We start from the raw sequence: 22,190 nt of genomic DNA on the forward strand, positions 1-22,190 counted from the left end.
GCTGCTTGCCACCGGCGCAGAGAGGAGGGCGAGTCAGGGCGCGTTGAACGAATTTGACCGATTGACTTCGCTTACTTCCGCTAGCACCCGCAGTGCGAAACGAAAGGAACAGGATTATCTTTCGGGAACGCTCGACAACCGCAATGGTCCCATTAACGGACAGTAGCGATGGAGTTCCGCATGAGTGAGCGGGTAGCGTCGCGGCACGAGCCAGCTCCTGTACGGCCGCAAACCATTGTCCGGAGCCGGCTCGTCCATCCGCGAACCGTCGATCGAGGAGGGCTCAGTGCCTCCTGACCACATATCCGGACCGCCGCCCGAGGGCGCCAGTCCGGGGCGTTCAGAACGTAGCATCCCTCGCACGCGGGGGGCTAAAACCCGGGAGCTGCATGACAATCAGGTCAATGTCCAGCTGACGCCCTTCGTAGCCATACCTTTTCTCGGCATTGTCCTGGTGTTCCGCCCGGACGCCGCCGATGCCGCCCTCGCGGTGACAGGTGCCGCGGTCCTCGGTACGCGCCGCTCGTATCTGCGCCACCGGCGGCTTCGCTGGGGCTGACGCTCTGACAGAGGCCGGGCCACGGTCCGCCGTGGCCCGGCCCTACGCGAACCGGAAAGTCGCCCCCGGGTACATCGGGGCCGCGAAATCCGTTCCGCAGGCCGGAAATTTGCCATTTCCGTGCCGGATTCCCGGAAGCAATCCCCGAAAAGGACCAGATCGCATGACCCAGAAGGGCCACGACGGCCTTGATGAGTGCAAGGGCCCAGGCTGCTCCAACTCCGTCCAGCAGAAACCCGGATCGGGCCGGCCCCGCCTGTACTGCTGCGACAACTGCGGCGCGAAATACCGTAAGCACCGCGGCAACCGGCACAAGGCCGTCGACAACGACGCCTACGCCGCCCTGGTCGCGGACGATTACGTCCAGCATGCCCTCCAGCTCGCCCAGTTGATTCACGAAGGCCGGCCGGAGGAGGCGCTCCATCTGCTGGTGCAGTGCGAACAGGACTGGAAAGACGTGCGTGCCGCGACGGTCCAGCTCGCCCGCGACCGCAAGATGAAAGGGGCCGATATCGCCGCCGCCCTGCACATCAGCCAGGACACGGTGAGCCGTGCGATCAGCGCCGACCATATAGCCACCCGCCGCAAGCACCGCGCGCCGCGGCCGGCCGCGCCCGGAGCGCCCGGCGCACCCGGTGCTCCCACCGCTCCGACCACAGCGGCGACTTCCGCCAGGCCCGCGGCTTCCGCTCCGGCCGGTACGGGCACCCCGGCCGCCCCGGCCGGTACGGGCACCCCGCACCAGCACCACCCGCTGCCCGCCCCCGCTCCCCCGCCCCGTCCGGCGGGCGGATTCCCCGACCGGGACAACGGGCCTCCCGCCCTGGGGCCGGCGGCCAGCCTGGCCCGCGCCCTGTCGCATCTGCACCGCCTCAGCAACAAGACGTTACGGGCCCTCAGCGAGGCGGCCGCGGTGGACCCCTCGTACGTGTCCCGCGTACTGAGCGGCGAGCGCCTGCCGTCCTGGAAGGTGACCCGGAATCTCGTACTGGCCTGCGACGGCGACCCCGACGAACTGCACCCCTTGTGGAACGCCGCCCGCGGCTACCGCATCATCCAACCCACCAGTCTGCACGCGGCACTTCGCGGACTGCACCTGGCCGCCGCCCTCCCCGAGCCGGACCTGATCCGCGCACGGGCCCACGACAGTCTGTCCGTGGAGGACATCACGGGCATGCTCAACGGCTCCCGCCTCCCGGACTGGAACAGGGTCGACCATCTCGTGGGCGCCCTGCACGGTCAGCCCGAGGCGATCCGCCCCTTGTGGGAGGCCGCCAAGTCCGCCTCGCAGAAGGCCGGTTCCGATGCCCCGGCGGTAGCGAATGCCCCGGCGGTATCCGGTGCCCCTGCGGCATCCGGAGTCTCGCGAAAGCCGCCCAGCCTGCCGGCCGCCGCTTTCGGATGACCAGGACCGCCACCACTCAGCCGCTCGCACCGAGGGGAAGAGGTGCCATGCCCGTCGCACCGCCCGGCACCACGACCACCACCACCGGCACCATGACAACCGGCACCGGCACCGGCACCGGCACCATGACCACCGGCATCATGGCCCTCGACACCACTACGGTCCCCACCGGCACCGCCCGCGCGGTCGGTGCCATGGACGTGGCGCTCCCCGCGACCTTCGAGGCCTTCTACGCGCTGCACCACGACCGCTATCTGGCCTACGCGCGGGCCCATATGAACAGCACGGCCGCCGCGGCCGCCCTGCGCGAGGCGTTCGGCGAACTGGCCACCCACTGGTCCCATATCCTCCGCCGCCCCAACCCCACGGCGGAGGCCTGGGAGAAACTGGTCCGCCGGGTGGGGAGGCGCGCCCCGACCCTGGCCGCCGGCACCAGCTCGTACATCCAGTACCAGGTGGTCGTCCTCCACCACCTGGCGGGCTGTTCCGTCAACGCCGTCGCGGACACCACCGGACTGGAGCCCTGCCGGGTCCGGTATCTGCTGCGCACATGGTTACCGGCGGGCCAGGAGCAGCTCTTCGAGAAGCGGCGCGAACCTTTCGAAACCACTCCCAGATGATGTTCTTGGAACCGATTTGACCTGCACAGTTCAAGCCGCTTATCTTCTGCGTTCTGACCTGGACATCATGGACAGGTCAGCTTCGCTTCATCATCTCTGGGGGATACACAGTGCACTGGTTCACGGACGTCCTGAAGAAGTACGCGGTGTTCAGCGGTCGGGCGCGCCGCAAGGAATACTGGATGTTCGTCCTGTTCAACTTCATCATCGCGATAGTCCTGGCGATCGTCGACGCCGTGGCGGGCGCGAGCGGTGTCATCAGCGGCCTCTACACCCTCGCCATGCTGATTCCCTCCCTCGCCGTGGGCGTGCGCCGGCTTCACGACACCGGCAGGTCCGGCTGGTGGCTCCTCATCGCGCTGGTCCCCCTCGTCGGCGGCATCATCCTGCTGGTCTTCCTCGCCTCCGAGGGCGAGCAAACCTCGAACGCGCACGGCCCGAACCCCAAGCACGTGCAGGCGTACCCGTAACGCCGAGGTTTTCTCCCACGCATGCCCGTCAGCACACAACTGACGGGCATGCGTCGTTTCCGCCCCGGGTGTCAGACACCCTGGATGTCCAGCCAGACGGCCGTGTCCGGCGGCAGCGAGATCCCGGCCGTCCCGTCACCCGTCAACTCATCGCCCGCCAGCAGCAGTTGGGCACCCTCGGGCAGTGTCAACGGCAGTGGGGCGTCGGAGAGGTTGACCCGGCACACCAGTCCCGCGCCCTTACGGAAGGCCAGTTCGCCCTCCGCCGACGGCAGCCAGGTGAAGCTCTCGTCGCCGAGGAAACCCCGCCGCAGGCTCAGCGCCGTACGGTACAACTCCAGGAAGGACCCCGGCCGGCCCGTCTGGGCCTCGACCGACCGTTCGCCCCAGCCCTCGGGCTGCGGCAGCCAACTGCCGCCGGAGCCGAAGCCGTACGAGGAACCGGTCCTGGTCCACGGCAGCGGCACCCGGCACCCGTCGCGGCCCTTGTGGGCGTGTCCGGTGCGCTCCCACATCGGGTCACGCAGGGCGTCCTCCGGCAGGTCGGCGACCTCGGGCAGCCCCAGTTCCTCGCCCTGGTAGAGGTACGTCGTACCGGGCAACGCGAGGGTCAGCAGCGCGGCGGCCCTCGCCCGGCGGCGCCCCCGTTCCTCGTCGGGCGCCGGTTCGCGGCCACCGGTCAGCAGCCAGGCGGGGAAGCCGGTGCCGTCGGGCAGCGCGTACCGCGTGCGGTGGCGCACCACATCGTGGTTGGACAGCACCCAGGTCGGCAGGGTGCCGGTGGGTGCCGCACCCGCCAACGAGGTGTCGATGACCTGCCGGAAGGAAGCCGCGTCCCACGGGCAGCGCAGATGGAAGAAGTTGAACGCCTGGTGGAGTTCGTCGGGCCGGGTGTAGAGGGGCAGCCGGGCGGCGCTCACACTGGCCTCGGCGACCATGATCCGGGGCGGGGCGTAGGAATCGGTGATCTTCCGCCAGGTGCGGTAGATCTCATGGACCTCGTCACGGTCCCAGAAGGGGTGATTATCGCCGCTGGGCGGGGAGTTGAGAGGCGCGGTGTCGCCGCCCCGGGTGTCGCGCAGCGGCGGGGTGAGGTCCTTGCGCAGTCCGTGGGCCACATCGATACGGAAGCCGTCGACGCCCAGGTCCAGCCAGAAGCGCAGGGTGCGCTCGAAGTCGGCGATGACGTCGGGGTTCTCCCAGTTCAGGTCGGGCTGTTCGGCCGCGAAGATATGCATGTACCACTGGCCGTCGGGGACCTGGGTCCAGGCCGCGCCGCCGAACTTGGACTGCCAGTCCGCGGGCGGCTCACCGCCGTCGGGGCCGCTGCCGTCCCGGAAGACGAACCGGTCGCGCGCGGCCGAACCGGGCGCTGACGCCAGCGCCTCGGTGAACCACGGATGCCGGTCGGAGCAGTGGTTGGGCACGATGTCGACGATGGTACGGAGACCGAGCTCCCTGGCCCGGTCGAGCAGCGCGCGAAAGTCGTCCAGGGTGCCGTGACGTGGGTCGACATCCCGGTAGTCGGCGACGTCATAGCCGCCGTCGGCCAGCGGGGAGCGGTAGAACGGAGTGAGCCAGACGGCGTCCGCGCCGAGTTCCGCGACATGGCCGAGCCGGTCGGTGATCCCCCGGAGGTCGCCCATTCCGTCGCCGTCGGCGTCGGCGAAACTGGGAACGTAGATCTGGTAGACGACGGACTCCCGCCACCAGTCGCGGCCACCGCCACCGCCACCGCCACCGCCGAGACCAGCGCCGTCGAGACCGCCCGAGCCGCCGAAGCCTCCGAAGGCGCTCAGACCTCCGCCGCTATCGCTGCCGCCACCGCTACCGCTGCTGCCTCCGCTGCCGTCACTGCCTTCCGGGAACACGTGCTGTGTCACTGGTACCTCTCGTGCCGGGATGAAAAGACGTTCAAGTAGAGAGAACGCCAAGTAGAGGGAACTCCAATGGAATTGTGCGGTGCGATCATCCCTTGACCGCACCGGAGGCCGGAGGTACCAGGTATCGGGCCAGGCAGTGGGGTCGGGGGCCACGGAGGGAATGGGGCCGGGGGCCGGGGCGCCTACCGGTCCGGCTTGGACCGGTAGGTCTTAAACGCCCCGGCGCCGATCAGCGGAGAGAGCGCGCTTGGCACGACCGGGCCGGGCCGACTCGTAAGGCAGCAACGTCGCCTCGGCCGAGCGCAGCGAGCGGAGGGCCAGCAGCAGAACCCCGATGTCATCGAGGTACACCGGATCCGGCATCAGATCCGTGGGGAGCACCAGATAGACCATGCCCGCCCAGAACACCCAGCGGTTCTGGACCGGTACGCCCGCCCGGCTCAGCGCGCGCCGGGCCCGTACCAGCCGGACGGCCAGGACGATCGCGACGCCCAGGGTGAGTGCCGCCACAATGACGGCTACGGCGATGAGGATCTGGACTTCGCTGCTCACGGCGGTCTCCTGGTCTTCGGGTCTCCAGCCGTCGGTCGCTCGGCCTCTGGACTTCTGCTACCCGACTACCCCACGTACCCGGCCCGGCACCAGAGATGTGCCCCGGCCGGTACGGATCCCCGGCCGGAATCCGGGCCGGACGGAGGAGAGACGGCTACAGCGCCCGGTGGAGCGCCGCCGGTACCACGGTACGCGGAAGCGGTCGGTACGGCGCCGGCGCCGGCGCCGCCCCGTGTGATCAAGGGGCGGCGTCGGCGCCGCCCCCTGATCACACGCGTACACACGTACACACGTACACACGACAGCGGCGTGTCCGTGGAGTCGCGACACTCCACGGACACGCCGCCGATCATGTGGCACGGCCGACCCTTCGGGAGGTCGGCCGCCAGGTCGTCAGACCGCCGCGCCGGCCTTGAGCGTCCGGGCGATACGGACGACCCGCTCGGCCTGGATACGCGCGGCGGTACGGGTCTCGTCGCCCACCGGGTTGTTGCCCTGCGCGTCGACGTGCGAGGTGCCGTACGGGTTGCCGTCGGCGAACTTCGCCGGGTCCGTGTAACCGGGGGCCGCCACGATGCCGCCGAAGTGGTGGAAGGAGTTGTACAACGCGAGCAGCGTGGACTCCTGGCCGCCGTGGCGGGTCGCGCTGGACGCGAAGCCGCTGTACACCTTGTCCGCCAGCTTGCCCTGCGCCCACAGTCCGCCGAGGGTGTCGATGAACTGCTTGAGCTGCGCGGCGACATTGCCGAACCGGGTGGGGCTGCCGAAGATCACGGCGTCCGCCCACTCGATGTCGTCCGGGGTCGCCACCGCGAGTTCCGCGGTCGCCCGGTGGTTCGCCGCCCACGCCGGGTTCGACTCGATGGCCTCTTCAGGGGCCAGCTCGGCCACACGCCGCAGCCGTACCTCGGCGCCTGCCTTCTCGGCCGCCTCGGCCAGCGTCCTCGCGACCTCGGTGTTGGTGCCGGTGGAGGAGTAGTACACAACGGCGAGCTTTACGGGGTCAGTCATGACGGGGGTCCTCCTTGGGTCGCGTGCGCGTCGGACACACACACGAGTCGCTTGTGCGCATCGGTGACGCGCCCTTTTCTAGTTCAACCGTAAACCAATTTGGTTTAACCGTAAACCATGTGGGGCTCGCATGGGATCTTCCCGTCAATCCAGCCAATCGGTAACTTTCATGACAGTCAGATCACCACAGGCCGCCCGGTCCGCCGGGACTACGGAACGGTTGACCCGATGACAGAGCACGTATCGGAGCACTCACGGGAGCGCGAACCGGAACACTCGGCAGCGCGCGTACCGGAGCACTCGGCGGCGCGCGAACCGGAGCACTCGGCGGCGCGCGAACCGGAGCACTCGGCGGCGCGCGAACCGCGGATCCATGGCTTCTGCGACGCACGGTTCGGCGCGGTGCGCACCGCTTTCGAGAACAACTTCCGCGAGCGCGGCGAACTGGGCGCCGCCGTCACCGTCCTGGCCGACGGAAAGACCGTCGTCGACCTGTGGGGCGGCTGGGCCGACGGCGCGCGCGACCAGCCGTGGGAGCGGGAGACCCTGGTCAATGTGTGGTCGACGACCAAAGGCCCGACCTCTCTGTGCGCGCATGTGCTGATCGACCGCGGGTTGCTCGACCCGGACGCGCCGGTCGCCATGTACTGGCCGGAGTTCGCCGCGGCGGGCAAGGAGTCCGTCCTCGTACGGCACCTGCTCTCGCACCGCTCCGGACTCGCCGGATTACGTGAGCCGCACACCCTGGAACAGCTCTACGACTGGGAGTTGACCGTCTCCCGGCTGGCGGCGGCGGAGCCGCTGTGGGAGCCGGGCACCCGGTCCGGCTATCACGCGACGACCCACGGTTTCCTCGTCGGCGAGGTGGTCGGACGCATCACGGGCCTGCGGCCGCGCGCGTTCCTGCGCCAGGAGGTGACGGGGCCGCTCGGGATCGATTTCGGCATCGGACTGCCGGAGAAGGAGACCGCGCGCGCCGCCGAGCTGGTACATCCACCCGTCGAGACCGACAGCGAACAGGCCGCCGTCCTCGGACAGTTGGGCCCGGTCGCCGTGGCCGCCCTGGGCAATCCCCCGATGGGCGCGGCCGATGCCAATACGGCGGCCTGGCGGGCCGCCGAGATCCCCTCGGCGAACGGCCACGGCACGGCCCGCGCGGTCGCCGCGCTGTACGGGATCTTCGCCGGCCGGGGACGGCTCGGCGCCCACCGCGTGCTGTCCCCCGAGACCGTCGAGCGGGTCCGCGAGGGGCAGGGCAGCTGCCGGGACCTGGTACTGGGGCCGGGTTTCACCCATGAGACGGAGATCGCCCTGGGGCTCTGGCTGAGCGGGCCGAACGGCTCGTACGGGCCCAATCCGAAAGCGTTCGGACACGACGGCTTCGGCGGTTCCTGCGGTCTCGCCGACCCGGAGGCCGGGATCAGCATGGGATACGTGATGAACCGGATGGGGCCGCACATCGCCGACGACCCACGAAAGATGGCGCTGATCGACGCCCTCTACAGCGCGCTGTAACGGTCGACGGCACGACCGACCACTCACCGCCACATCAATCGTGATCCTCGACCGATCAAATTCAGCCATGATCACCGCGAGGGCAATTCGGTGGTACAACACCCAAACGGACGCCCGCCGCCCCGAGATACAGCCTTCCCGACCGCCACACCACCGGTGCTCCGATCCACTGGGTCATACGCCCAACACCCACGGTGAACCATGTGTGTTTGTGACGGCCTTTCGTGTGGCCGGATGACGACCAGGTTCACATCTGGTGCTATATGCGGGTACTGACGGGCACTCACCAGCACCTTTTACCTCCCCGTGGGATTTGCAGCAATTCGCAGTCGCCCCCGGTACGGACCCCGTGACCGGCCGGGCGGGACGGTCACGGAGCCGAACTCCGGACCTCACCGCCCGGCCGGCGCCACAGGTCCAGAAGTGGACTTTGCACCGACACCAGCCGGAGCCGACGATCTCAGGGCGAGGAATTGACAGGTCCACGACCAGCACCACATGGCCGTGAACCGTCGCATCCGAGCGGCCCGCTCACCCAACGGGCCGGGACGTTCCCCCCACCTACGGAGGATGTTGTGACCTTCAAGCGCTTTTCCCCCCTCGGCGCGGTGTCCAGACACGCGCGGCTTCTCGCCGTCTCGTCCGGTCTGGTGACCGCCGTCGCGCTTGCGGCCCCTACCGCCGTCGCCCAGACAGCGCCGGTCGCCCCCGCCGTCTCGGCGGCGCAGCTGGCCGAGGCCGGTGACGCCCTCCGCGGCGCCGACGTCGCCGGTACGGCCTGGTACGCGGACAAGGCCTCCGGCAAGGTCGTCGTCACGGTCGACAGCACGGTCTCCGACGCGGAGATCGCCACGATCAAGAACTCCGTGGCCGACACCGCCGCGGGCATCACGATCAAGCACACCGAAGGCACGTTCAACAAGCTCATCGCGGGCGGCGAGGCCATCTACACCGGCGGCGGCCGCTGCTCCCTCGGCTTCAACGTCCGCAGCGGCAGCACGTACTACGCGGTGACGGCCGGGCACTGCACCAACATCGGCAGCACCTGGTACACCAACTCCTCGAACAGCACCGTGCTCGGTTCCACGGCCGGTTCGAGCTTCCCGGGCAACGACTACGGGCTGATCCGCCACTCCAACTCGGCCGCGGCCGACGGCCGGGTCTCCCTGTACAACGGCTCCTACCAGGACATCACGTCCGCCGCCAACCCCACCGTCGGCCAGAGCGTACGGCGCAGCGGCTCGACCACCGGTCTCCACAGCGGTACGGTCAGCGGCCTGAACGCGACCGTCAACTACGGCGGCGGTGACATCGTCTCCGGCCTGATCCAGACCAACGTCTGCGCCGAGCCCGGCGACAGCGGCGGCGCGCTCTTCGCCGGCAGCACCGCGCTCGGCCTGACCTCGGGCGGCAGCGGCAACTGCTCCTCCGGCGGCACCACGTTCTTCCAGCCGGTCGTCGAGGCCCTCAACGCCTATGGCGTCAGCGTCTTCTAAGCCCTTCTGAGAATCTCGCGGTACCTGGTGGCGGGCCACGCGGCACACGCGTGGCCCGCCGTACTCGTACGCGCGGCCGGGACCGGCGCCGGCCGTCACGTCCGATTCGTTCAAGACCCACCGGAGCGGGCGCTCCTACGGTGGGCGCATGTCCACTCAACCGACTGCTCCACGACCGGCCGCTCCACTACCGGCTGCTCCACGACCGGCTGCTCCACGACTCGACGCGATCGGCCTGGTCGTCTCCGACATGGCCGCCTCACTCGCCTTCTACCGCCGGATGGGCATCGACGTACCCTCCGACGCGGACACCGCGCCCCATGCGGAGGCGACCCTCCCCGGCGGATTGCGGATCCTCTGGGACACGGAGGAGACCGTCCGCTCCTTCGATCCCGGCTGGACCCGGCCCCAGGGCGGCGAGCGGACCGGTCTCGCCTTCCTCTGCGGCAGCCCCGCCGAGGTGGACGCCACGTACGAGACGCTGCTGGCGGCCGGATACGCAGGGCACCTGAAGCCCTGGGACGCGGTCTGGGGCCAGCGTTACGCGGTCGTCCTCGACCCGGACGGCTGCGGTGTCTCACTCTTCGCCGGCGCCGCGTAGGCGCGTTCGTAGGCGCCAAGGGTGAGTCCGGCCAGGTCGCGCGTCTCGCGGGCGAGGTGCGCCTGGTCGGCGCAGCCCGCGGCGAGCGCCGCCGCCGCGAACGACTCCCCCGCCCGTACGAACGCCAGGGCCCGTTGCAGCCGCAGCACCCTGGCCAGGGTCTTGGGCCCGTAGCCGAAGGCGTCCAGGGAGCGGCGGTGCAACTGGCGGGCGCCGAGACCGACCGCGTCGGCGGTCGCGGCGACCGTACGGCCCGCGTTCAGTCCGCCGACGACGGCCCGCAACAGCGGGTCGGGCGGCGGAGACCCGGCGGCCCGCCGCAGCGCGACATCCTCCAGAGCGACGGCCTGGTCCTCGGCGGCGGCGAGCCGGGCGGTGATCCCCCGTACGTCGGCCGGGGACCACAGGTCCGCCAACTCGACGCGCCGGTCCCGTAGTTCGTGCGCCGGTACGCCGAGGAGCGCGGGCGCGGCCCCGGGCGCGAAGCGCACTCCGGCGCAGTGCAGCCCGGCGATCCCCTCGGGCACGTACGCGCGGGTGTCGGGCCCCGCGACCAGCAGCCTGCCCCCGATCCAGAGCAGGTCCATGCAGCCGTCGGGCAGTACGGGATAGGGGGCAGGCCCGGGACCCGGCCCCGCCGCCTCCGCTGTCACGGTCCGGGTCCAGACGATCGCGCCGTCGAGCCGCGACGCCCGTTCCTGGTACATGGGGACAAGGCTATGCCCGGCCGGGAAAAGCGGCGTCCACAGCTACCCGCTGCCGGGGCGGCCTGCCGGGCCGGTCCGTCAGGGCCCCTCGCCCTTGTCCCGGCCTTCCCGGTTCTCCCCGCTCTCCCCGCTCTCCCCGCTCTCCCGGCTCTCCCGGCTCTCCCGGCTCTCGGGAGTCTCCTTGCCTTTTCGGCTCTCCCACCCCGTGTGCAGCCGGGCCTTCACCCGGGACTTCACATCGTCCGGCGGCAGGAACTTGGACCAGCGCTCCGGGAACTCCGAGGGCATGTCCGGATCGGTCACGTCGTCGTCCTGTGTCTCCGCGCAGGCCACCGCACGCGCCACCAGCTCCGCCGCGTGTGCCGCGCGCAGCCGTTCGTTGGCCGCGCGGGCCGCGGCCGTGGCGACCGACGGCCAGACCCGGTCGATGGCCGCGTTGACGGCGGCGCCCACCAGCACCGCGAACGCGGAGACGCCGATCCACAGCAGTACGGCGATGGGCGCGGCCAACGAGCCGTAGATGGTGGGGCCTTCGACCGTGCTGGTCAGATAGATCCGGAGCAGGAAACTGCCCAGCACCCACATCCCGAGGGCGACCAGCGCGCCCGGCATGTCCTCTATCCAGCGGGACCTGGCCGGCACCGACACGTGGTACAGCGTGGTGAGGAAGACGATGGAGAGCACGATCACCACCGGCCAGTAGAAGACGGTGACGACCTCCGTGCCCCACGGGACGAACTCGACCACCCGGTCGGGGCCGACCACCGCCAGCGGCAGCACGACCGCGCCGATCAGGATCGCCACGATGTAGAGCAGGAAGGCGAGCAGCCGGGTCGCGACGATGCCGCGCCGGCCGTCGAGTCCGTACATCACGGTGATGGTGTCGACGAAGACATTGACCGCCCGCGACCCCGACCACAGCGCGATCGCGAAGCCGAGGGAGATGACATCGGGCCGTCCGCCGTGGGTGATGTCCTTCAGCAGGGGCTTGGCGATCTCGTCGACACCCCGCTGCGAGAGCACCGTGCCCGCCGCCGCGAGGATGTTCCGCTCGATGGAGGCGACCGTCGTGGTGCTGGTCCAGTCGTCCACGTACCCGAGCAGGCCGATCAGGCCGAGGAGCAGGGGCGGCAGCGACAGGAGGGTGAAGAAGGCAGCTTCGGCGGCGAGGCCCAGGACGCGGTATTCGATGCACGAATTGACCGTGTCCTTGAGCAGCAGCCAGGCCATCTTCCTCTTGGAGACGTTGCGGTAGAGGACTCGGGCCCGGTGGAGTCGACCCGACGGCCGCTCGGGTGTTTCTTTTGCTGCCTGCACCTCCTTACCGTATCGGCATGGCAGCGAGCACCCACACAGTGACCAACCAGGTTCCGCCCCTGGTGGGGTACGACGTCTTCGGCTCCGACCGGGCTCTCACGGAGGGCGTGGAACGGCACAGCGCGCCCGCTCTTCTGGACGAGTCCCGTGCGGAACTGACCGCGCTCGGCCGCATCGCCGGGTCGGCCGAGGCACAGGAGTGGGGTGCGCTGGCCAATGAGAATCCGCCGGAGCTGCGCACCCATGACCGGTACGGGAACAGGATCGACGAGGTCGGCTTCCACCCGGCCTGGCATCAGTTGCTGGGGCAGGCCGTCTCCGCCGGGCTGACCGACGCCTGGGGCAGGCCCGGGGGCCATCTGCGCCGTGCGGCCGGGTTCCTGGTGTGGACTCAGGCGGAGGCCGGGAACGGCTGTCCGGTGTCGATGACCCACGCGGCGGTTCCGGCGTTGCGTACGGATCCGGAGCTCGCGGCCGAGTGGGAGCCCCGGCTGACCTCCCATCGGTACGAGCCGGGGCTGCGGCCAGCCGCCGAGAAGGCCGGTGTGCTCTTCGGGATGGGCATGACGGAGAAGCAGGGCGGCAGCGACGTACGCGCCAACACGACGGCCGCGCGCCCGCTGGACGCCGACGGGGAGTATCTGCTCACCGGTCACAAGTGGTTCTGTTCGGCGCCGATGTGCGACGGCTTTCTCGTCCTGGCGCAGGCGCCCGGCGGGCTGACCTGTTTCCTCGTACCGCGCGTGCTGGCCGACGGAACGCGCAACGTGTTCCTGATCCAGCGGCTCAAGGACAAGCTGGGGAACCGTTCCAACGCGTCGAGCGAGGTCGAGTTCGACGGTACGTGGGCCCGCCGGGTCGGTGAGGAGGGCCGCGGGGTGCGCACCATCATCGAAATGGTGGCGGCGACCCGGCTCGACTGTGTGGTGGGGTCGGCCGCGCTGATGCGGCAGTCGGTGGCCCAGGCGGTGCATCACGCCACGTACCGCCGCGCGTTCGGCGGCGAGCTGATCGACAAGCCGCTGATGCGGAACGTACTGGCCGATCTGGCCCTGGAGTCGGAGGCGGCGACGACGCTCGCGCTGCGGCTGGCGGCCGCGTACGACACCGTCCAGAACGGCGACGACGGCGCGGACCAGGAGCGGGCCTTTCTGCGGCTCGCGGTGCCCGCCGCCAAGTACTGGGTGACCAAGCGGTGTACGCCGGTCGCCGCCGAAGCCCTGGAGTGCCTGGGCGGCAACGGCTATGTGGAGGAATCCGGCATGCCGCGGCTGCTGCGGGAGTCGCCGCTCAACTCGATCTGGGAAGGCTCGGGGAACGTACAGGCACTGGACGTACTGCGCGCCCTCCAGCGGGAGCCGGAGGCGATGAACGCCTTCCTCCGGGAGATCGGCAAGGCGCGCGGCGCCGATCACCGGCTCGACGGCGCGATCAAGGGGCTGCTGACCGAACTGGCCGACCTGACCGGGATCGAGGCCCGCGCCCGGCGGCTGGTGGAGCGGATGGCGCTGGTGCTCCAGGGCGCGCTGCTGGTGCGCTGGGCGCCGTCCGAGGTGGCGGACGCGTTCTGCGCCTCGCGGCTGGGCGGGGACTGGGGTACGGCCTTCGGCACCCTGCCGCACACCCTGGATCTGGCTTCGGTCGTGGACCGGGCGCGGCCCGTCGGCGGGGAGTGAGACGGTGACCTCCCTGCCGGAAGACCCGTCTTCGCTGATCGGCGAAGACGCTCGCGACACGGCCGTGCGACGCCTGCAGGAGGCATACGCCGAAGGGCACATCTCCCATGAGGCGATGGACGAAGGCCTCGACCAGGTGCTCACCGCCAGGACACACAGCGAGCTCGTGTCGGTCCTGGCCTCGCTCCCGGCGGAGGATGCGGGCACTACGTCCACGATCGCCGCCGCCGGCGGACGGATCCGGCGGCGCGGCACATGGCGGGTACCGAGGAGGCTCAAGGTCGAGTCGGCGTTCGGAATCACAGCGCCGGCGAGCCGGGGCCGCGTTCGAGCATCGTCCGCCCCCGTGGTTCTCTGGCGCGTATGAGCATCACCGTGACCACCTGGTCCCTGGAGCAGACCTCGCCCGCCGATCAGCGCCCCGCCGCCGAGCCCCCGGCCGATGTCAGGGTCGTACGCGCCGAGGTGCCCTCACCGGAGTTCAGCCGGTTCCTGTACACGGCCGTCGGCGACGACGTCAGCTGGCGCGACCGGCTCCCGATGTCGTACGAGCAGTGGCGCGAGACCGTCTCACGGCCCGGCGTCGAAACGTGGGTCGCGTACGAGAAGGGCACCCCGGCCGGCTACATCGAGCTGGCGGCCCAGGACGAGGGCACGGTGGAGATCGCCTACTTCGGCCTGATCCCGGCCTTCCGCGGTCGCCGCATCGGCGGCCACCTGCTGTCGTACGGTGTGGCACGGGCCTGGGACCTGGCCGAACGCTGGCCCGGAACGGCGCCGACGAAGCGGGTCTGGGTGCACACCTGCTCCAAGGACGGCCCGCACGCCATGGACAACTACTTGCGGCGCGGCTTCACGCTCTTCGACACGAAGGTCGAGGAGGAGCCGGGAAATGACGGCGCTTCGGGAGATCGAGTGCGATCCCCGGGCCCCTGACGATCCGGGTTCGGTCAGCCGGGGTTGACCACTTGAGTCTCCAGTAGGGGGAGACAGCAAAGTGGAGGACATGAACGGCGACACGCTCTACGCGATCGGTGACCTTGCCCGGCGAACAGGGCTGACGGTGAAGACCATCCGGTTCTACTCCGACGCGGGAATCGTGCCGCCGACCGACCGAAGCCCGGCCGGCTACCGGCTCTACGACATCGACGCCGTCACACGCCTCGATCTCGTGCGTACCCTGCGCGACCTCGGACTGGACCTTTCCGCCATCAGGAGGGTCCTCGACCGAGAGGTCTCCGTCCCCGAAGTGGCTTCAGCGCACGCCGATGCCCTGGACGTGCAGATTCGTACGCTCCGTCTGCGTCGATCCGTACTGAGAGCGGTAGCCAAGCGTGGCCCTACACCTGAGGAACTGGATCTCATGCACAGACTCGCCAAGCTTTCCGACAGCGAACGGCAGCGGCTGGTGACCGACTTCATCGATGACACCTTCGGCGGGCTTGACGCCAACCCGGAGTTCGTAGCCATGATGCGGTCGGCCATGCCCCAACTCCCCGACGATCCGGCGCCCGAACAGGTCGAGGCATGGGTCGAACTCGGAGAACTCTGCCAGGACACGGACTTCCGGGCGGCCGTCCGAAGGATGGCCGAACATCAGGCGGCGGAGCGGGCGCAGGGCGACACGACCGGCCTGCATCATGATCTGACCACTGCGGTGCGTGAGCAGGTCGGAGGAGCCCTCGCGGCAGGAATCCAGCCGACGTCCGACCAGGCGGCGCCCGTCGTCGATGCCCTCACCGTTCTCTATGCCGAGACTTTCGGCCGCGCCGACGATGCCGACCTGCGGCACTGGCTCGTCACCCGATTGGAGACCGGTGCGGACCCCAGGGCGGAGCGCTACTGGCAGCTTCTGTCGACCATCAACGGCTGGCCCGTACCGCCTACTCTCACACCGGTCTTCAGCTGGTTCATCACCGCTCTGCGCACTCAGCTGAGCCGATAGAACGCCGCCCGGCCCTGGCCCTGTCTGCCGCAAGGATGGCGAACCGCCGAGCATGCGGGGTGGGGCCGTCGGTTGGCCTTCCCCCGCTCTCCGGCGCAGGCGCGGACGGCGGCGAGGCGGTATGGGTCGGGCCAAACTCTGGACTTGCGAGTCCATTTTCTCCGTCACAGAGTGGGACCTGCGCCCTGGCTGTCCAGGGTCCCGCCCGGCCGAAGGCGGATCGCGGTTCGGCCGTCGGGTTCACGGTGGAGAACCGAGCAATGGAGTGGATCATGTCGATGCGACTTGAGGGCAAGACCGCCCTGGTGACCGGAGCGACCAGCAACATCGGACGGGCGATCGCGGAGGCCTTTGCCACCGAGGGGGCGCACGTCGTCGTCTCGGGTCGCAGCGCCGAGCGGGGCAAGGACGTGGTCGACGGGATCCGGGCACACGGTGGTCGCGCCGACTTCGTGCAGGCCGACCTGGACGGCAGCGCCGCGGCCTCGCAGGCGCTGGCGCGGGAGACGACGCAGGCCCTCGGTGGCCGTATCGACGTCCTGGTCAACAACGCCGGCATCTACCCGGGCAGCACCACGGCGGCTACCGACGAGAAGACCTTCGACCAGGTCTACGCCGTGAATGTGAAGGCCCCGTTCTTCCTCACCGCGGCCGTCGCGCCCTCGATGGTGGCGGCCGGCGGCGGGGCGATCATCAACCTGGGCTCCTGGGTCGCGCGCCTGGGCATTCCGATCGGCGCCCTCTACAGCTCCACCAAGGGAGCTGTGGAGACGCTGACCCGGGCTTGGGCGGCGGAGTTCGGGCCGCAGGGGGTACGGGTGAACGCGATCTCGCCCGGGGTGGTGCAGACGCCCGCGACCGGAGAGGTCCACCCCGCCGAGATCATGATGAAGGGCACCCCCGCGGGGCGGATGGGCACACCCGACGCCATCGCGAACGCCGCCGTGTACCTGGCCAGTGACGAGACCTCGTTCGTGCACGGCATCGTGCTCGACGTCGACGGCGGGCGCACCACGACAGCCGTCATCGCCGCCTGACGCAAGCCGCTCGCCCCGGCCTCACGTCCGGACGCGAACGTGAAAACCGGGGTTTCACGTCCGGACGCGAACGTGCCGTGCGCAGGAATTGAGTGGCCGCGGCCGGGGAGGGTCACCCGCCCGACCCGAGGTCGGGCGTGTGACCCAGCCGACGCCCGGTCACACCACGGGACCGCCCGCGCCCCGCAGGTCGGCGATCCCTTGATCGAGAGCGGCGCGCAAGTGGCTGGACTGCCCCGTCGACAGCAGGATCGACACGCCCCCTTGGATCGCGGCCAGCAGCGCCGCGGCCCTCATGTCGACATCAAGCTCGGCGGGAAGCCTGCCGGCCGCCTGCAGCGCGCGGATGCCCGCCGCCAGGCTCTCCTGCCAGCGGCACATCAGCTCGACCACGATCGCCCGGGTCCCGGGAGTCGAACGCCCGATCTGAAGGAACAGCGACCCGAGGGGACACTGGTCCCCCTGCGCCTCGTAGCGCTTGACGACCACGTCCCGCCACTGGCCCCAGGCCTCCCACGAGTCGAGACAGCCCAGATGGGGCTGCTGGTCCTCCAGGACTTGATCCGCCTCGAACTGGGCCACCGCGACGAGGAGTTCGTCCTTGCCCGCCGGGAAGTAGTGGAACAGCTGACTCTTGCTGGTGCGGGTCCGCGCCATGATGTCGTCCAGCGTCGCCGAGGCGACGCCCTTCTCCCGCAGCACCGCCGCGGCCCCCTCGACGATCCGGCTCCGCGTCGCCTTCCCCTTCGCCGTCAGGTCACCGCGCATGCCACACGCCTCCTCGAAATGGACTGACCAGTCCACTGTATCGTTGCGGCCGTGCGGCCGTGCGGCAAAAGATGCCCAGCGGGCCGTCCGCGCCATGGACGTGGGAGCCGGCTCCCACGATCCGGATCGGTATCGGTAGCGCCGTACACCCGGGTACACCCCGGCCGGATGTGCCGACCGGAACAAGCGCGGACCAAGACCGGCCGACCTAAACCCCGGTCCCCCGTGACAGACAACACATCGTCTCACCTGTCAGGACGATGTGGTCCACATGATGGATAACAGTGGACTGCCCAGAGATGCGCGTGACACGCTTCCGTCATGTCTAGCTCTGGAATCGCCTTGGTGAGTCGGCGGCACGTCGACCTCTGCCGCATGTCCAGCGCCATCTGTCCAGCGGGCTGAGAGTCCCAGCACCGCCGCGATTTCCTTATCTCTGTCACCTGGCTGCGCACCGCCGCGTCTCGCGTGAGTGTGCCGTTCAGAGCCGCCCTCCTGTCATGTCTCGAAGGACGTACCCGCCATGGCCGCCACCCCGGAAAAGCCGTCCCCAGCCACGCCACGCCGCAAGGTGAGCCGTCACCGCGGTGAGGGCCAGTGGGCCGTGGGCCACTTCACTCCGCTCAACGGCAATGAGCAGTTCAAGAAGGACGACGACGGTCTCAATGTGCGGACACGCATCGAGACGATCTACTCCAAGGCGGGCTTCGACTCCATCGACCCCAACGATCTGCGGGGCCGGATGCGCTGGTGGGGGCTGTACACCCAGCGCAAGCCCGGGATCGACGGCGGCAAGACCGCGGTCCTGGAGCCGGAGGAGCTGGACGACGAGTACTTCATGCTGCGCGTGCGGATCGACGGCGGGCGGCTGACCACCGAGCAGCTGCGGGTCGTCGGTGAGATCTCGCAGGAGTTCGCGCGCGGGACCGCCGACATCACCGACCGGCAGAACATCCAGTACCACTGGATCCGGATCGAGGACGTGCCGGAGATCTGGCGGCGCCTGGAGGAGGTCGGGCTCTCCACGACCGAGGCCTGCGGTGACACCCCCCGGGTCATCCTCGGATCGCCGGTCGCCGGCATCGCCGAGGACGAGATCATCGACGGCACCCCGGCGATCGACGAGATCCAGCGCCGGATCGTCGGCAACCCCGACTTCTCGAACCTGCCGCGCAAGTTCAAGTCGGCGATCTCCGGATCGCCGCAGCTGGACGTGGCACACGAGATCAACGACATCGCGTTCGTCGGTGTGGACCACCCCGAGCACGGCCCCGGGTTCGATCTCTGGGTGGGTGGCGGACTCTCCACCAACCCCAAGATCGGCCAGCGCCTCGGCGCCTGGGTGCCGCTCGACGAGGTCCCCGACGTCTACACCGGTGTCATCTCGATCTTCCGCGACTACGGCTACCGGCGGCTGCGCACCCGCGCCCGCTTGAAGTTCCTGGTCGCCGACTGGGGTACGGAGAAGTTCCGCCAGGTCCTGGAGGACGAGTACCTCAAGCGCAAGCTGGTCGACGGCCCGGCCCCGGCGCAGCCCGTACGGCAGTGGCGTGACCATGTCGGCGTGCACCGCCAGAAGGACGGGCGGTTCTTCGTCGGTTTCGCGCCGCGCGTGGGACGGGTGGACGGCGCCACGCTGACGAAGATCGCCGAGGTGGCCGCGGCGAACGGGTCGGGCCGGCTCCGTACCACCGCCGAGCAGAAGATGATCGTCCTCGATGTGGCCGAGGACCGGGTCGACTCGCTCGTGGCGGGCCTCGAAGCGCTGGACCTGCGGGTCAAGCCGTCGCCGTTCCGGCGCGGCACGATGGCGTGCACCGGCATCGAGTTCTGCAAGCTGGCGATCGTCGAGACGAAGCAGCGCGGCTCCACGCTGATCGACGAACTGGAGCGCCGCATCCCGGAGTTCGACCAGCCGATCACCATCAACATCAACGGCTGCCCCAACGCCTGCGCCCGTATCCAGGTCGCGGACATCGGTCTCAAGGGCCAGCTGATGCTGGACACGGACGGCAATCAGGTCGAGGGCTACCAGGTCCACCTGGGCGGCGCCCTGGGGCTGGAGGCCGGTTTCGGCCGTAAGGTCCGCGGGCTGAAGGTCACCGCCGACGAGCTGCCCGACTACATCGAGCGCGTACTGGGCCGCTTCCAGAAGGAGCGCGTACAGGACGAGCGTTTCGCCACGTGGGCGGCGCGCGCGTCCGAGGAGGCGCTGTCATGAGCGAGCGCGCCGCACCGTTCTACTGCCCCTACTGCGGCGACGAGGATCTGCGTCCGAACGAGCAGGGCCACGGCGCGTGGGAATGCGCGGCATGCAATCGAGCCTTCCAACTGAAGTTCCTCGGGCTGCTCGCCCGCGGACTTCAGAGGAGTGACGGAGGGGAAGAGATATGACGGCACTGACGGAGACGGACAATCCCCAGGCCCTCGCCGAGCGGGCCGGTATCGAACTCGAAGACGCCTCGGCCCTGGAGATCCTGACCTGGGCCGCGGACACCTTCGGCGCGAAGTTCTGTGTGACGTCCTCGATGGAGGACGCGGTGGTCGCCCACCTCGCCTCCCGGGCGATGCCCGGTGTCGATGTGGTCTTCCTCGACACCGGCTACCACTTCCCCGAGACCATCGGCACCCGCGACGCGGTGGACGCCGTGATGGACGTCAACGTCATCACGCTCACCCCGCGCCAGAGCGTCGCCGAGCAGGACGCGGAGTACGGTCCCCGGCTGCACGACCGCGACCCCGACCTGTGCTGCGCCCTGCGCAAGGTCGCGCCCCTCAAAAAGGGCCTGACCGGATACGAGGCGTACGCCACGGGCCTGCGCCGCGACGACTCCCCGACCCGGGCGAACACCCCGGTCGTCGGCTGGGACGCCAAGCAGCAGAAGGTCAAGGTCTCCCCGATCGCCCGCTGGACGCAGGACGACGTGGACGCGTACGTCGCCGAGCACGGCGTCCTCACCAACCCGCTGCTGATGGACGGTTACGCGTCCGTCGGCTGCGGACCCTGCACCCGCAGGGTCCTGGAGGGCGAGGACGCCCGCGCCGGCCGCTGGGCCGGCCGGTCCAAGACCGAATGCGGGCTGCACGGATGACGGCGGCTCCGCATCACCATCAACGTCACGACCAGGAGGAACGGTTGAGCGGGACGGACGCGACCGGGCAGGGCGCCACGGTCTGGCTCACCGGCCTGCCGAGCGCGGGCAAGACCACCATCGCGAACGAGCTGGCGGGCCGGCTCCGTACCGAGGGCCACCGCGTCGAGGTGCTCGACGGCGACGAGATCCGGGAGTTCCTCTCCGCGGGCCTCGGCTTCAGCCGCGAGGACCGGCACACCAATGTGCAGCGCATCGGCTTTGTCGCCGAGCTGCTCGCGGCGAACGGCGTCAAGGCGCTGGTGCCGGTGATCGCCCCGTACGCGGACAGCCGCGAGGCCGTCCGCAAGCGCCATCAGGCCGAGGGCACCGGGTATCTGGAGGTGCATGTGGCCACGCCGGTCGACGTGTGCTCCGTACGCGATGTGAAGGGGCTGTACGCCAAGCAGGCGGCCGGCGAACTGTCGGGTCTCACCGGGGTGGACGACCCCTACGAGGCACCGGAATCGCCTGACCTGCGGATCGAGTCGCACACCCAGTCCGTTCAGGAGTCCGCCGCCGCGCTCTACGCGCTGCTCACCGAGAGGGGTCTCGCGTGACCACGACCGTCGCAGCTGTCACCGAGGGCACGGACGCCCCGTGGGCGCTGAGCCACCTGGACGCGCTGGAGTCCGAGGCCGTCCATATCTTCCGCGAGGTGGCGGGCGAGTTCGAGCGGCCGGTGATCCTCTTCTCCGGCGGCAAGGACTCGATCGTCATGCTGCATCTGGCGCTGAAGGCGTTCGCGCCGGCGCCGGTGCCGTTCTCGCTGCTGCATGTGGACACCGGGCACAACTTCCCGGAGGTGCTGGAGTACCGCGACCGCACGGTCGCCGAGCACGGGCTGCGGCTGCATGTCGCCTCCGTGCAGGAGTACATCGACGCGGGCAAGCTGCGCGAGCGGCCCGACGGCACCCGTAACCCGCTCCAGACCGTCCCGCTCACCGAGAAGATCCAGGAAGAACGTTTCGACGCGGTGTTCGGCGGCGGGCGGCGCGACGAGGAGAAGGCGCGCGCCAAGGAGCGGGTGTTCTCCCTGCGCGACGAGTTCTCCCAGTGGGACCCGCGCCGCCAGCGGCCCGAGCTGTGGCAGCTCTACAACGGCAAGCACGCGCCCGGTGAGCATGTCCGGGTCTTCCCGCTCTCCAACTGGACCGAGCTGGACGTGTGGCAGTACATCGCCCGCGAGGAGATCGAACTCCCGCAGATCTACTTCGCGCACGAGCGCGAGGTCTTCCGGCGCAGCGGCATGTGGCTGACCGCCGGCGACTGGGGCGGCCCGAAGGACTCCGAGACCGTCGAGAAGCGCCTGGTGCGCTACCGCACGGTCGGTGACATGTCCTGCACGGGCGCGGTGGACTCGGACGCCACCACGCTCGACGCGGTGATCACCGAGATCGCCGCCTCCCGGCTGACCGAGCGCGGCGCGACCCGCGCGGACGACAAGATGTCCGAGGCCGCGATGGAAGACCGCAAGCGCGAAGGGTACTTCTAGCC

21 protein-coding genes and 2 pseudogenes are annotated in these 22,190 nt (G+C 69.8%); 17 read left to right on the plus strand and 6 right to left on the minus strand.

The window, feature by feature from the left end; all coding sequences use genetic code 11:
- The first annotated feature begins 722 nt into the window (after positions 1-722).
- The 3 genes from ACIQD6_RS18795 to ACIQD6_RS18805 all read left to right on the plus strand — a co-directional run bounded on the left by ACIQD6_RS18795 (position 723) and on the right by ACIQD6_RS18805 (position 3,054).
- Positions 723-1,964: a helix-turn-helix domain-containing protein gene (locus tag ACIQD6_RS18795; RefSeq protein WP_401883884.1), complete on the plus strand. Its 1,242-nt coding sequence runs from the start codon at positions 723-725 to the stop codon at positions 1,962-1,964.
- A gap of 47 nt (positions 1,965-2,011) precedes the next feature.
- Positions 2,012-2,584, plus strand: coding sequence for a hypothetical protein (locus ACIQD6_RS18800; RefSeq protein ID WP_401883886.1), 573 nt, complete (start codon positions 2,012-2,014; stop codon positions 2,582-2,584).
- 110 nt (positions 2,585-2,694) lie between these two features.
- Complete coding sequence (locus ACIQD6_RS18805; RefSeq protein WP_401883888.1) at positions 2,695-3,054, plus strand: DUF805 domain-containing protein; 360 nt, start codon at positions 2,695-2,697, stop codon at positions 3,052-3,054.
- Between the two features lie 71 nt (positions 3,055-3,125).
- Here ACIQD6_RS18805 and ACIQD6_RS18810 read toward each other — a convergent pair whose 3' ends face one another.
- The 3 genes from ACIQD6_RS18810 to wrbA all read right to left on the minus strand — a co-directional run bounded on the left by ACIQD6_RS18810 (position 3,126) and on the right by wrbA (position 6,500).
- Positions 3,126-4,739 (minus strand): glycoside hydrolase family 13 protein, encoded by a 1,614-nt coding sequence (locus tag ACIQD6_RS18810; protein ID WP_401884428.1) that lies wholly within the window; start codon positions 4,737-4,739, stop codon positions 3,126-3,128.
- Between the two features lie 408 nt (positions 4,740-5,147).
- Positions 5,148-5,489 carry a DUF1232 domain-containing protein gene (locus tag ACIQD6_RS18815; RefSeq protein ID WP_401883890.1) on the minus strand — a complete coding sequence of 114 codons (342 nt, stop codon included), beginning with the start codon at positions 5,487-5,489 and terminating at the stop codon, positions 5,148-5,150.
- 393 nt (positions 5,490-5,882) lie between these two features.
- The gene (gene wrbA / locus ACIQD6_RS18820; RefSeq protein ID WP_401883891.1) at positions 5,883-6,500 is read right to left on the minus strand and encodes an NAD(P)H:quinone oxidoreductase; all 618 of its coding nucleotides are present in this window, start codon (positions 6,498-6,500) and stop codon (positions 5,883-5,885) included.
- A 228-nt stretch (positions 6,501-6,728) separates the two neighbouring features.
- Between wrbA and ACIQD6_RS18825 the strand changes: the two genes are divergently transcribed.
- The 3 genes from ACIQD6_RS18825 to ACIQD6_RS18835 all read left to right on the plus strand — a co-directional run bounded on the left by ACIQD6_RS18825 (position 6,729) and on the right by ACIQD6_RS18835 (position 10,112).
- Positions 6,729-8,015, plus strand: coding sequence for a serine hydrolase domain-containing protein (locus tag ACIQD6_RS18825; protein WP_401883893.1), 1,287 nt, complete (start codon positions 6,729-6,731; stop codon positions 8,013-8,015).
- 575 nt (positions 8,016-8,590) lie between these two features.
- Positions 8,591-9,511, plus strand: coding sequence for a S1 family peptidase (locus ACIQD6_RS18830; RefSeq protein WP_401883895.1), 921 nt, complete (start codon positions 8,591-8,593; stop codon positions 9,509-9,511).
- A 148-nt stretch (positions 9,512-9,659) separates the two neighbouring features.
- Positions 9,660-10,112: a VOC family protein gene (locus tag ACIQD6_RS18835; RefSeq protein WP_401883897.1), complete on the plus strand. Its 453-nt coding sequence runs from the start codon at positions 9,660-9,662 to the stop codon at positions 10,110-10,112.
- Here ACIQD6_RS18835 and ACIQD6_RS18840 read toward each other — a convergent pair.
- A complete protein-coding gene (locus tag ACIQD6_RS18840) occupies positions 10,052-10,819 on the minus strand; it encodes a DUF6597 domain-containing transcriptional factor (protein ID WP_401883899.1) in 768 nt (255 codons plus the stop codon). The genes ACIQD6_RS18835 and ACIQD6_RS18840 overlap by 61 nt on opposite strands.
- Before the next feature lie 78 nt (positions 10,820-10,897).
- Positions 10,898-12,136, minus strand: coding sequence for a YihY/virulence factor BrkB family protein (locus tag ACIQD6_RS18845; RefSeq protein ID WP_401883901.1), 1,239 nt, complete (start codon positions 12,134-12,136; stop codon positions 10,898-10,900).
- A 17-nt stretch (positions 12,137-12,153) separates the two neighbouring features.
- On the opposite strand from ACIQD6_RS18845, the gene ACIQD6_RS18850 reads away from it, so the two are divergent.
- From ACIQD6_RS18850 to ACIQD6_RS18870, 5 genes and pseudogenes are all read left to right on the plus strand, one after another.
- Positions 12,154-13,812 (plus strand): acyl-CoA dehydrogenase family protein, encoded by a 1,659-nt coding sequence (locus tag ACIQD6_RS18850; protein ID WP_401883903.1) that lies wholly within the window; start codon positions 12,154-12,156, stop codon positions 13,810-13,812.
- 4 nt (positions 13,813-13,816) lie between these two features.
- Positions 13,817-14,110: pseudogene (locus tag ACIQD6_RS18855) on the plus strand (DUF1707 domain-containing protein); the annotation flags it as partial.
- A 65-nt stretch (positions 14,111-14,175) separates the two neighbouring features.
- Entirely contained in the window at positions 14,176-14,748 is a 573-nt protein-coding gene (locus ACIQD6_RS18860; RefSeq protein WP_401883907.1) for a GNAT family N-acetyltransferase, read from the plus strand.
- A gap of 70 nt (positions 14,749-14,818) precedes the next feature.
- A complete protein-coding gene (locus ACIQD6_RS18865; RefSeq protein ID WP_401883909.1) occupies positions 14,819-15,757 on the plus strand; it encodes a MerR family transcriptional regulator in 939 nt (312 codons plus the stop codon).
- Positions 15,758-16,029: 272 nt separating this feature from the next.
- On the plus strand, positions 16,030-16,794 hold the full coding sequence (locus ACIQD6_RS18870; protein WP_401883911.1) for an SDR family NAD(P)-dependent oxidoreductase: 765 nt from the start codon (positions 16,030-16,032) through the stop codon (positions 16,792-16,794).
- A 159-nt stretch (positions 16,795-16,953) separates the two neighbouring features.
- On the opposite strand, the gene ACIQD6_RS18875 is transcribed toward ACIQD6_RS18870, so the two are convergent.
- Positions 16,954-17,562, minus strand: a complete 609-nt coding sequence (locus ACIQD6_RS18875) for a TetR/AcrR family transcriptional regulator (protein ID WP_401883913.1) — start codon at positions 17,560-17,562, stop codon at positions 16,954-16,956.
- A gap of 333 nt (positions 17,563-17,895) precedes the next feature.
- Here ACIQD6_RS18875 and ACIQD6_RS18880 point away from each other — a divergent pair.
- The 6 genes and pseudogenes from ACIQD6_RS18880 to cysD form a co-directional block, all read left to right on the plus strand.
- A pseudogene (locus ACIQD6_RS18880) lies at positions 17,896-17,967 on the plus strand (putative leader peptide); the annotation flags it as partial.
- 118 nt (positions 17,968-18,085) lie between these two features.
- Entirely contained in the window at positions 18,086-19,783 is a 1,698-nt protein-coding gene (locus ACIQD6_RS18885) for a nitrite/sulfite reductase (protein WP_401883915.1), read from the plus strand.
- A complete protein-coding gene (locus ACIQD6_RS18890; RefSeq protein WP_249947791.1) occupies positions 19,780-19,956 on the plus strand; it encodes a hypothetical protein in 177 nt (58 codons plus the stop codon). Before ACIQD6_RS18885 ends, ACIQD6_RS18890 begins: the two co-directional genes overlap by 4 nt.
- Positions 19,953-20,654 carry a phosphoadenylyl-sulfate reductase gene (locus tag ACIQD6_RS18895; protein ID WP_401883918.1) on the plus strand — a complete coding sequence of 234 codons (702 nt, stop codon included), beginning with the start codon at positions 19,953-19,955 and terminating at the stop codon, positions 20,652-20,654. The genes ACIQD6_RS18890 and ACIQD6_RS18895 overlap by 4 nt, the downstream gene beginning before the upstream one ends.
- On the plus strand, positions 20,636-21,253 hold the full coding sequence (gene cysC / locus ACIQD6_RS18900; protein ID WP_401883919.1) for an adenylyl-sulfate kinase: 618 nt from the start codon (positions 20,636-20,638) through the stop codon (positions 21,251-21,253). Before ACIQD6_RS18895 ends, cysC begins: the two co-directional genes overlap by 19 nt.
- Positions 21,250-22,188, plus strand: a complete 939-nt coding sequence (gene cysD / locus ACIQD6_RS18905; protein ID WP_401883921.1) for a sulfate adenylyltransferase subunit CysD — start codon at positions 21,250-21,252, stop codon at positions 22,186-22,188. Before cysC ends, cysD begins: the two co-directional genes overlap by 4 nt.
- Positions 22,189-22,190 lie beyond the last annotated feature (2 nt).

It is taken from the genome of Streptomyces sp. NPDC088400 (genome assembly GCF_044753355.1).
In the GTDB taxonomy this organism is placed as follows: Bacteria; Actinomycetota; Actinomycetes; order Streptomycetales; family Streptomycetaceae; genus Streptomyces.

What these genes read in the sequence shown, in the direction of transcription:
- ACIQD6_RS18870 (WP_401883911.1), top strand. Translation starts at nt 16,030, where the DNA reads ATGTCGATGCGACTTGAGGGCAAGACCGCCCTGGTGACCGGAGCGACC.
- ACIQD6_RS18895 (WP_401883918.1), top strand. Translation starts at nt 19,953, where the DNA reads ATGACGGCACTGACGGAGACGGACAATCCCCAGGCCCTCGCCGAGCGG.
- ACIQD6_RS18850 (WP_401883903.1), top strand. Translation starts at nt 12,154, where the DNA reads ATGGCAGCGAGCACCCACACAGTGACCAACCAGGTTCCGCCCCTGGTG.
- ACIQD6_RS18795 (WP_401883884.1), top strand. Translation starts at nt 723, where the DNA reads ATGACCCAGAAGGGCCACGACGGCCTTGATGAGTGCAAGGGCCCAGGC.
- ACIQD6_RS18800 (WP_401883886.1), top strand. Translation starts at nt 2,012, where the DNA reads ATGCCCGTCGCACCGCCCGGCACCACGACCACCACCACCGGCACCATG.
- ACIQD6_RS18840 (WP_401883899.1), bottom strand. Translation starts at nt 10,819, where the DNA reads ATGTACCAGGAACGGGCGTCGCGGCTCGACGGCGCGATCGTCTGGACC.
- cysC (WP_401883919.1), top strand. Translation starts at nt 20,636, where the DNA reads ATGCGGGCTGCACGGATGACGGCGGCTCCGCATCACCATCAACGTCAC.
- ACIQD6_RS18865 (WP_401883909.1), top strand. Translation starts at nt 14,819, where the DNA reads ATGAACGGCGACACGCTCTACGCGATCGGTGACCTTGCCCGGCGAACA.
- ACIQD6_RS18860 (WP_401883907.1), top strand. Translation starts at nt 14,176, where the DNA reads ATGAGCATCACCGTGACCACCTGGTCCCTGGAGCAGACCTCGCCCGCC.
- wrbA (WP_401883891.1), bottom strand. Translation starts at nt 6,500, where the DNA reads ATGACTGACCCCGTAAAGCTCGCCGTTGTGTACTACTCCTCCACCGGC.
- ACIQD6_RS18890 (WP_249947791.1), top strand. Translation starts at nt 19,780, where the DNA reads ATGAGCGAGCGCGCCGCACCGTTCTACTGCCCCTACTGCGGCGACGAG.
- ACIQD6_RS18825 (WP_401883893.1), top strand. Translation starts at nt 6,729, where the DNA reads ATGACAGAGCACGTATCGGAGCACTCACGGGAGCGCGAACCGGAACAC.
- ACIQD6_RS18875 (WP_401883913.1), bottom strand. Translation starts at nt 17,562, where the DNA reads ATGCGCGGTGACCTGACGGCGAAGGGGAAGGCGACGCGGAGCCGGATC.
- ACIQD6_RS18885 (WP_401883915.1), top strand. Translation starts at nt 18,086, where the DNA reads ATGGCCGCCACCCCGGAAAAGCCGTCCCCAGCCACGCCACGCCGCAAG.
- ACIQD6_RS18835 (WP_401883897.1), top strand. Translation starts at nt 9,660, where the DNA reads ATGTCCACTCAACCGACTGCTCCACGACCGGCCGCTCCACTACCGGCT.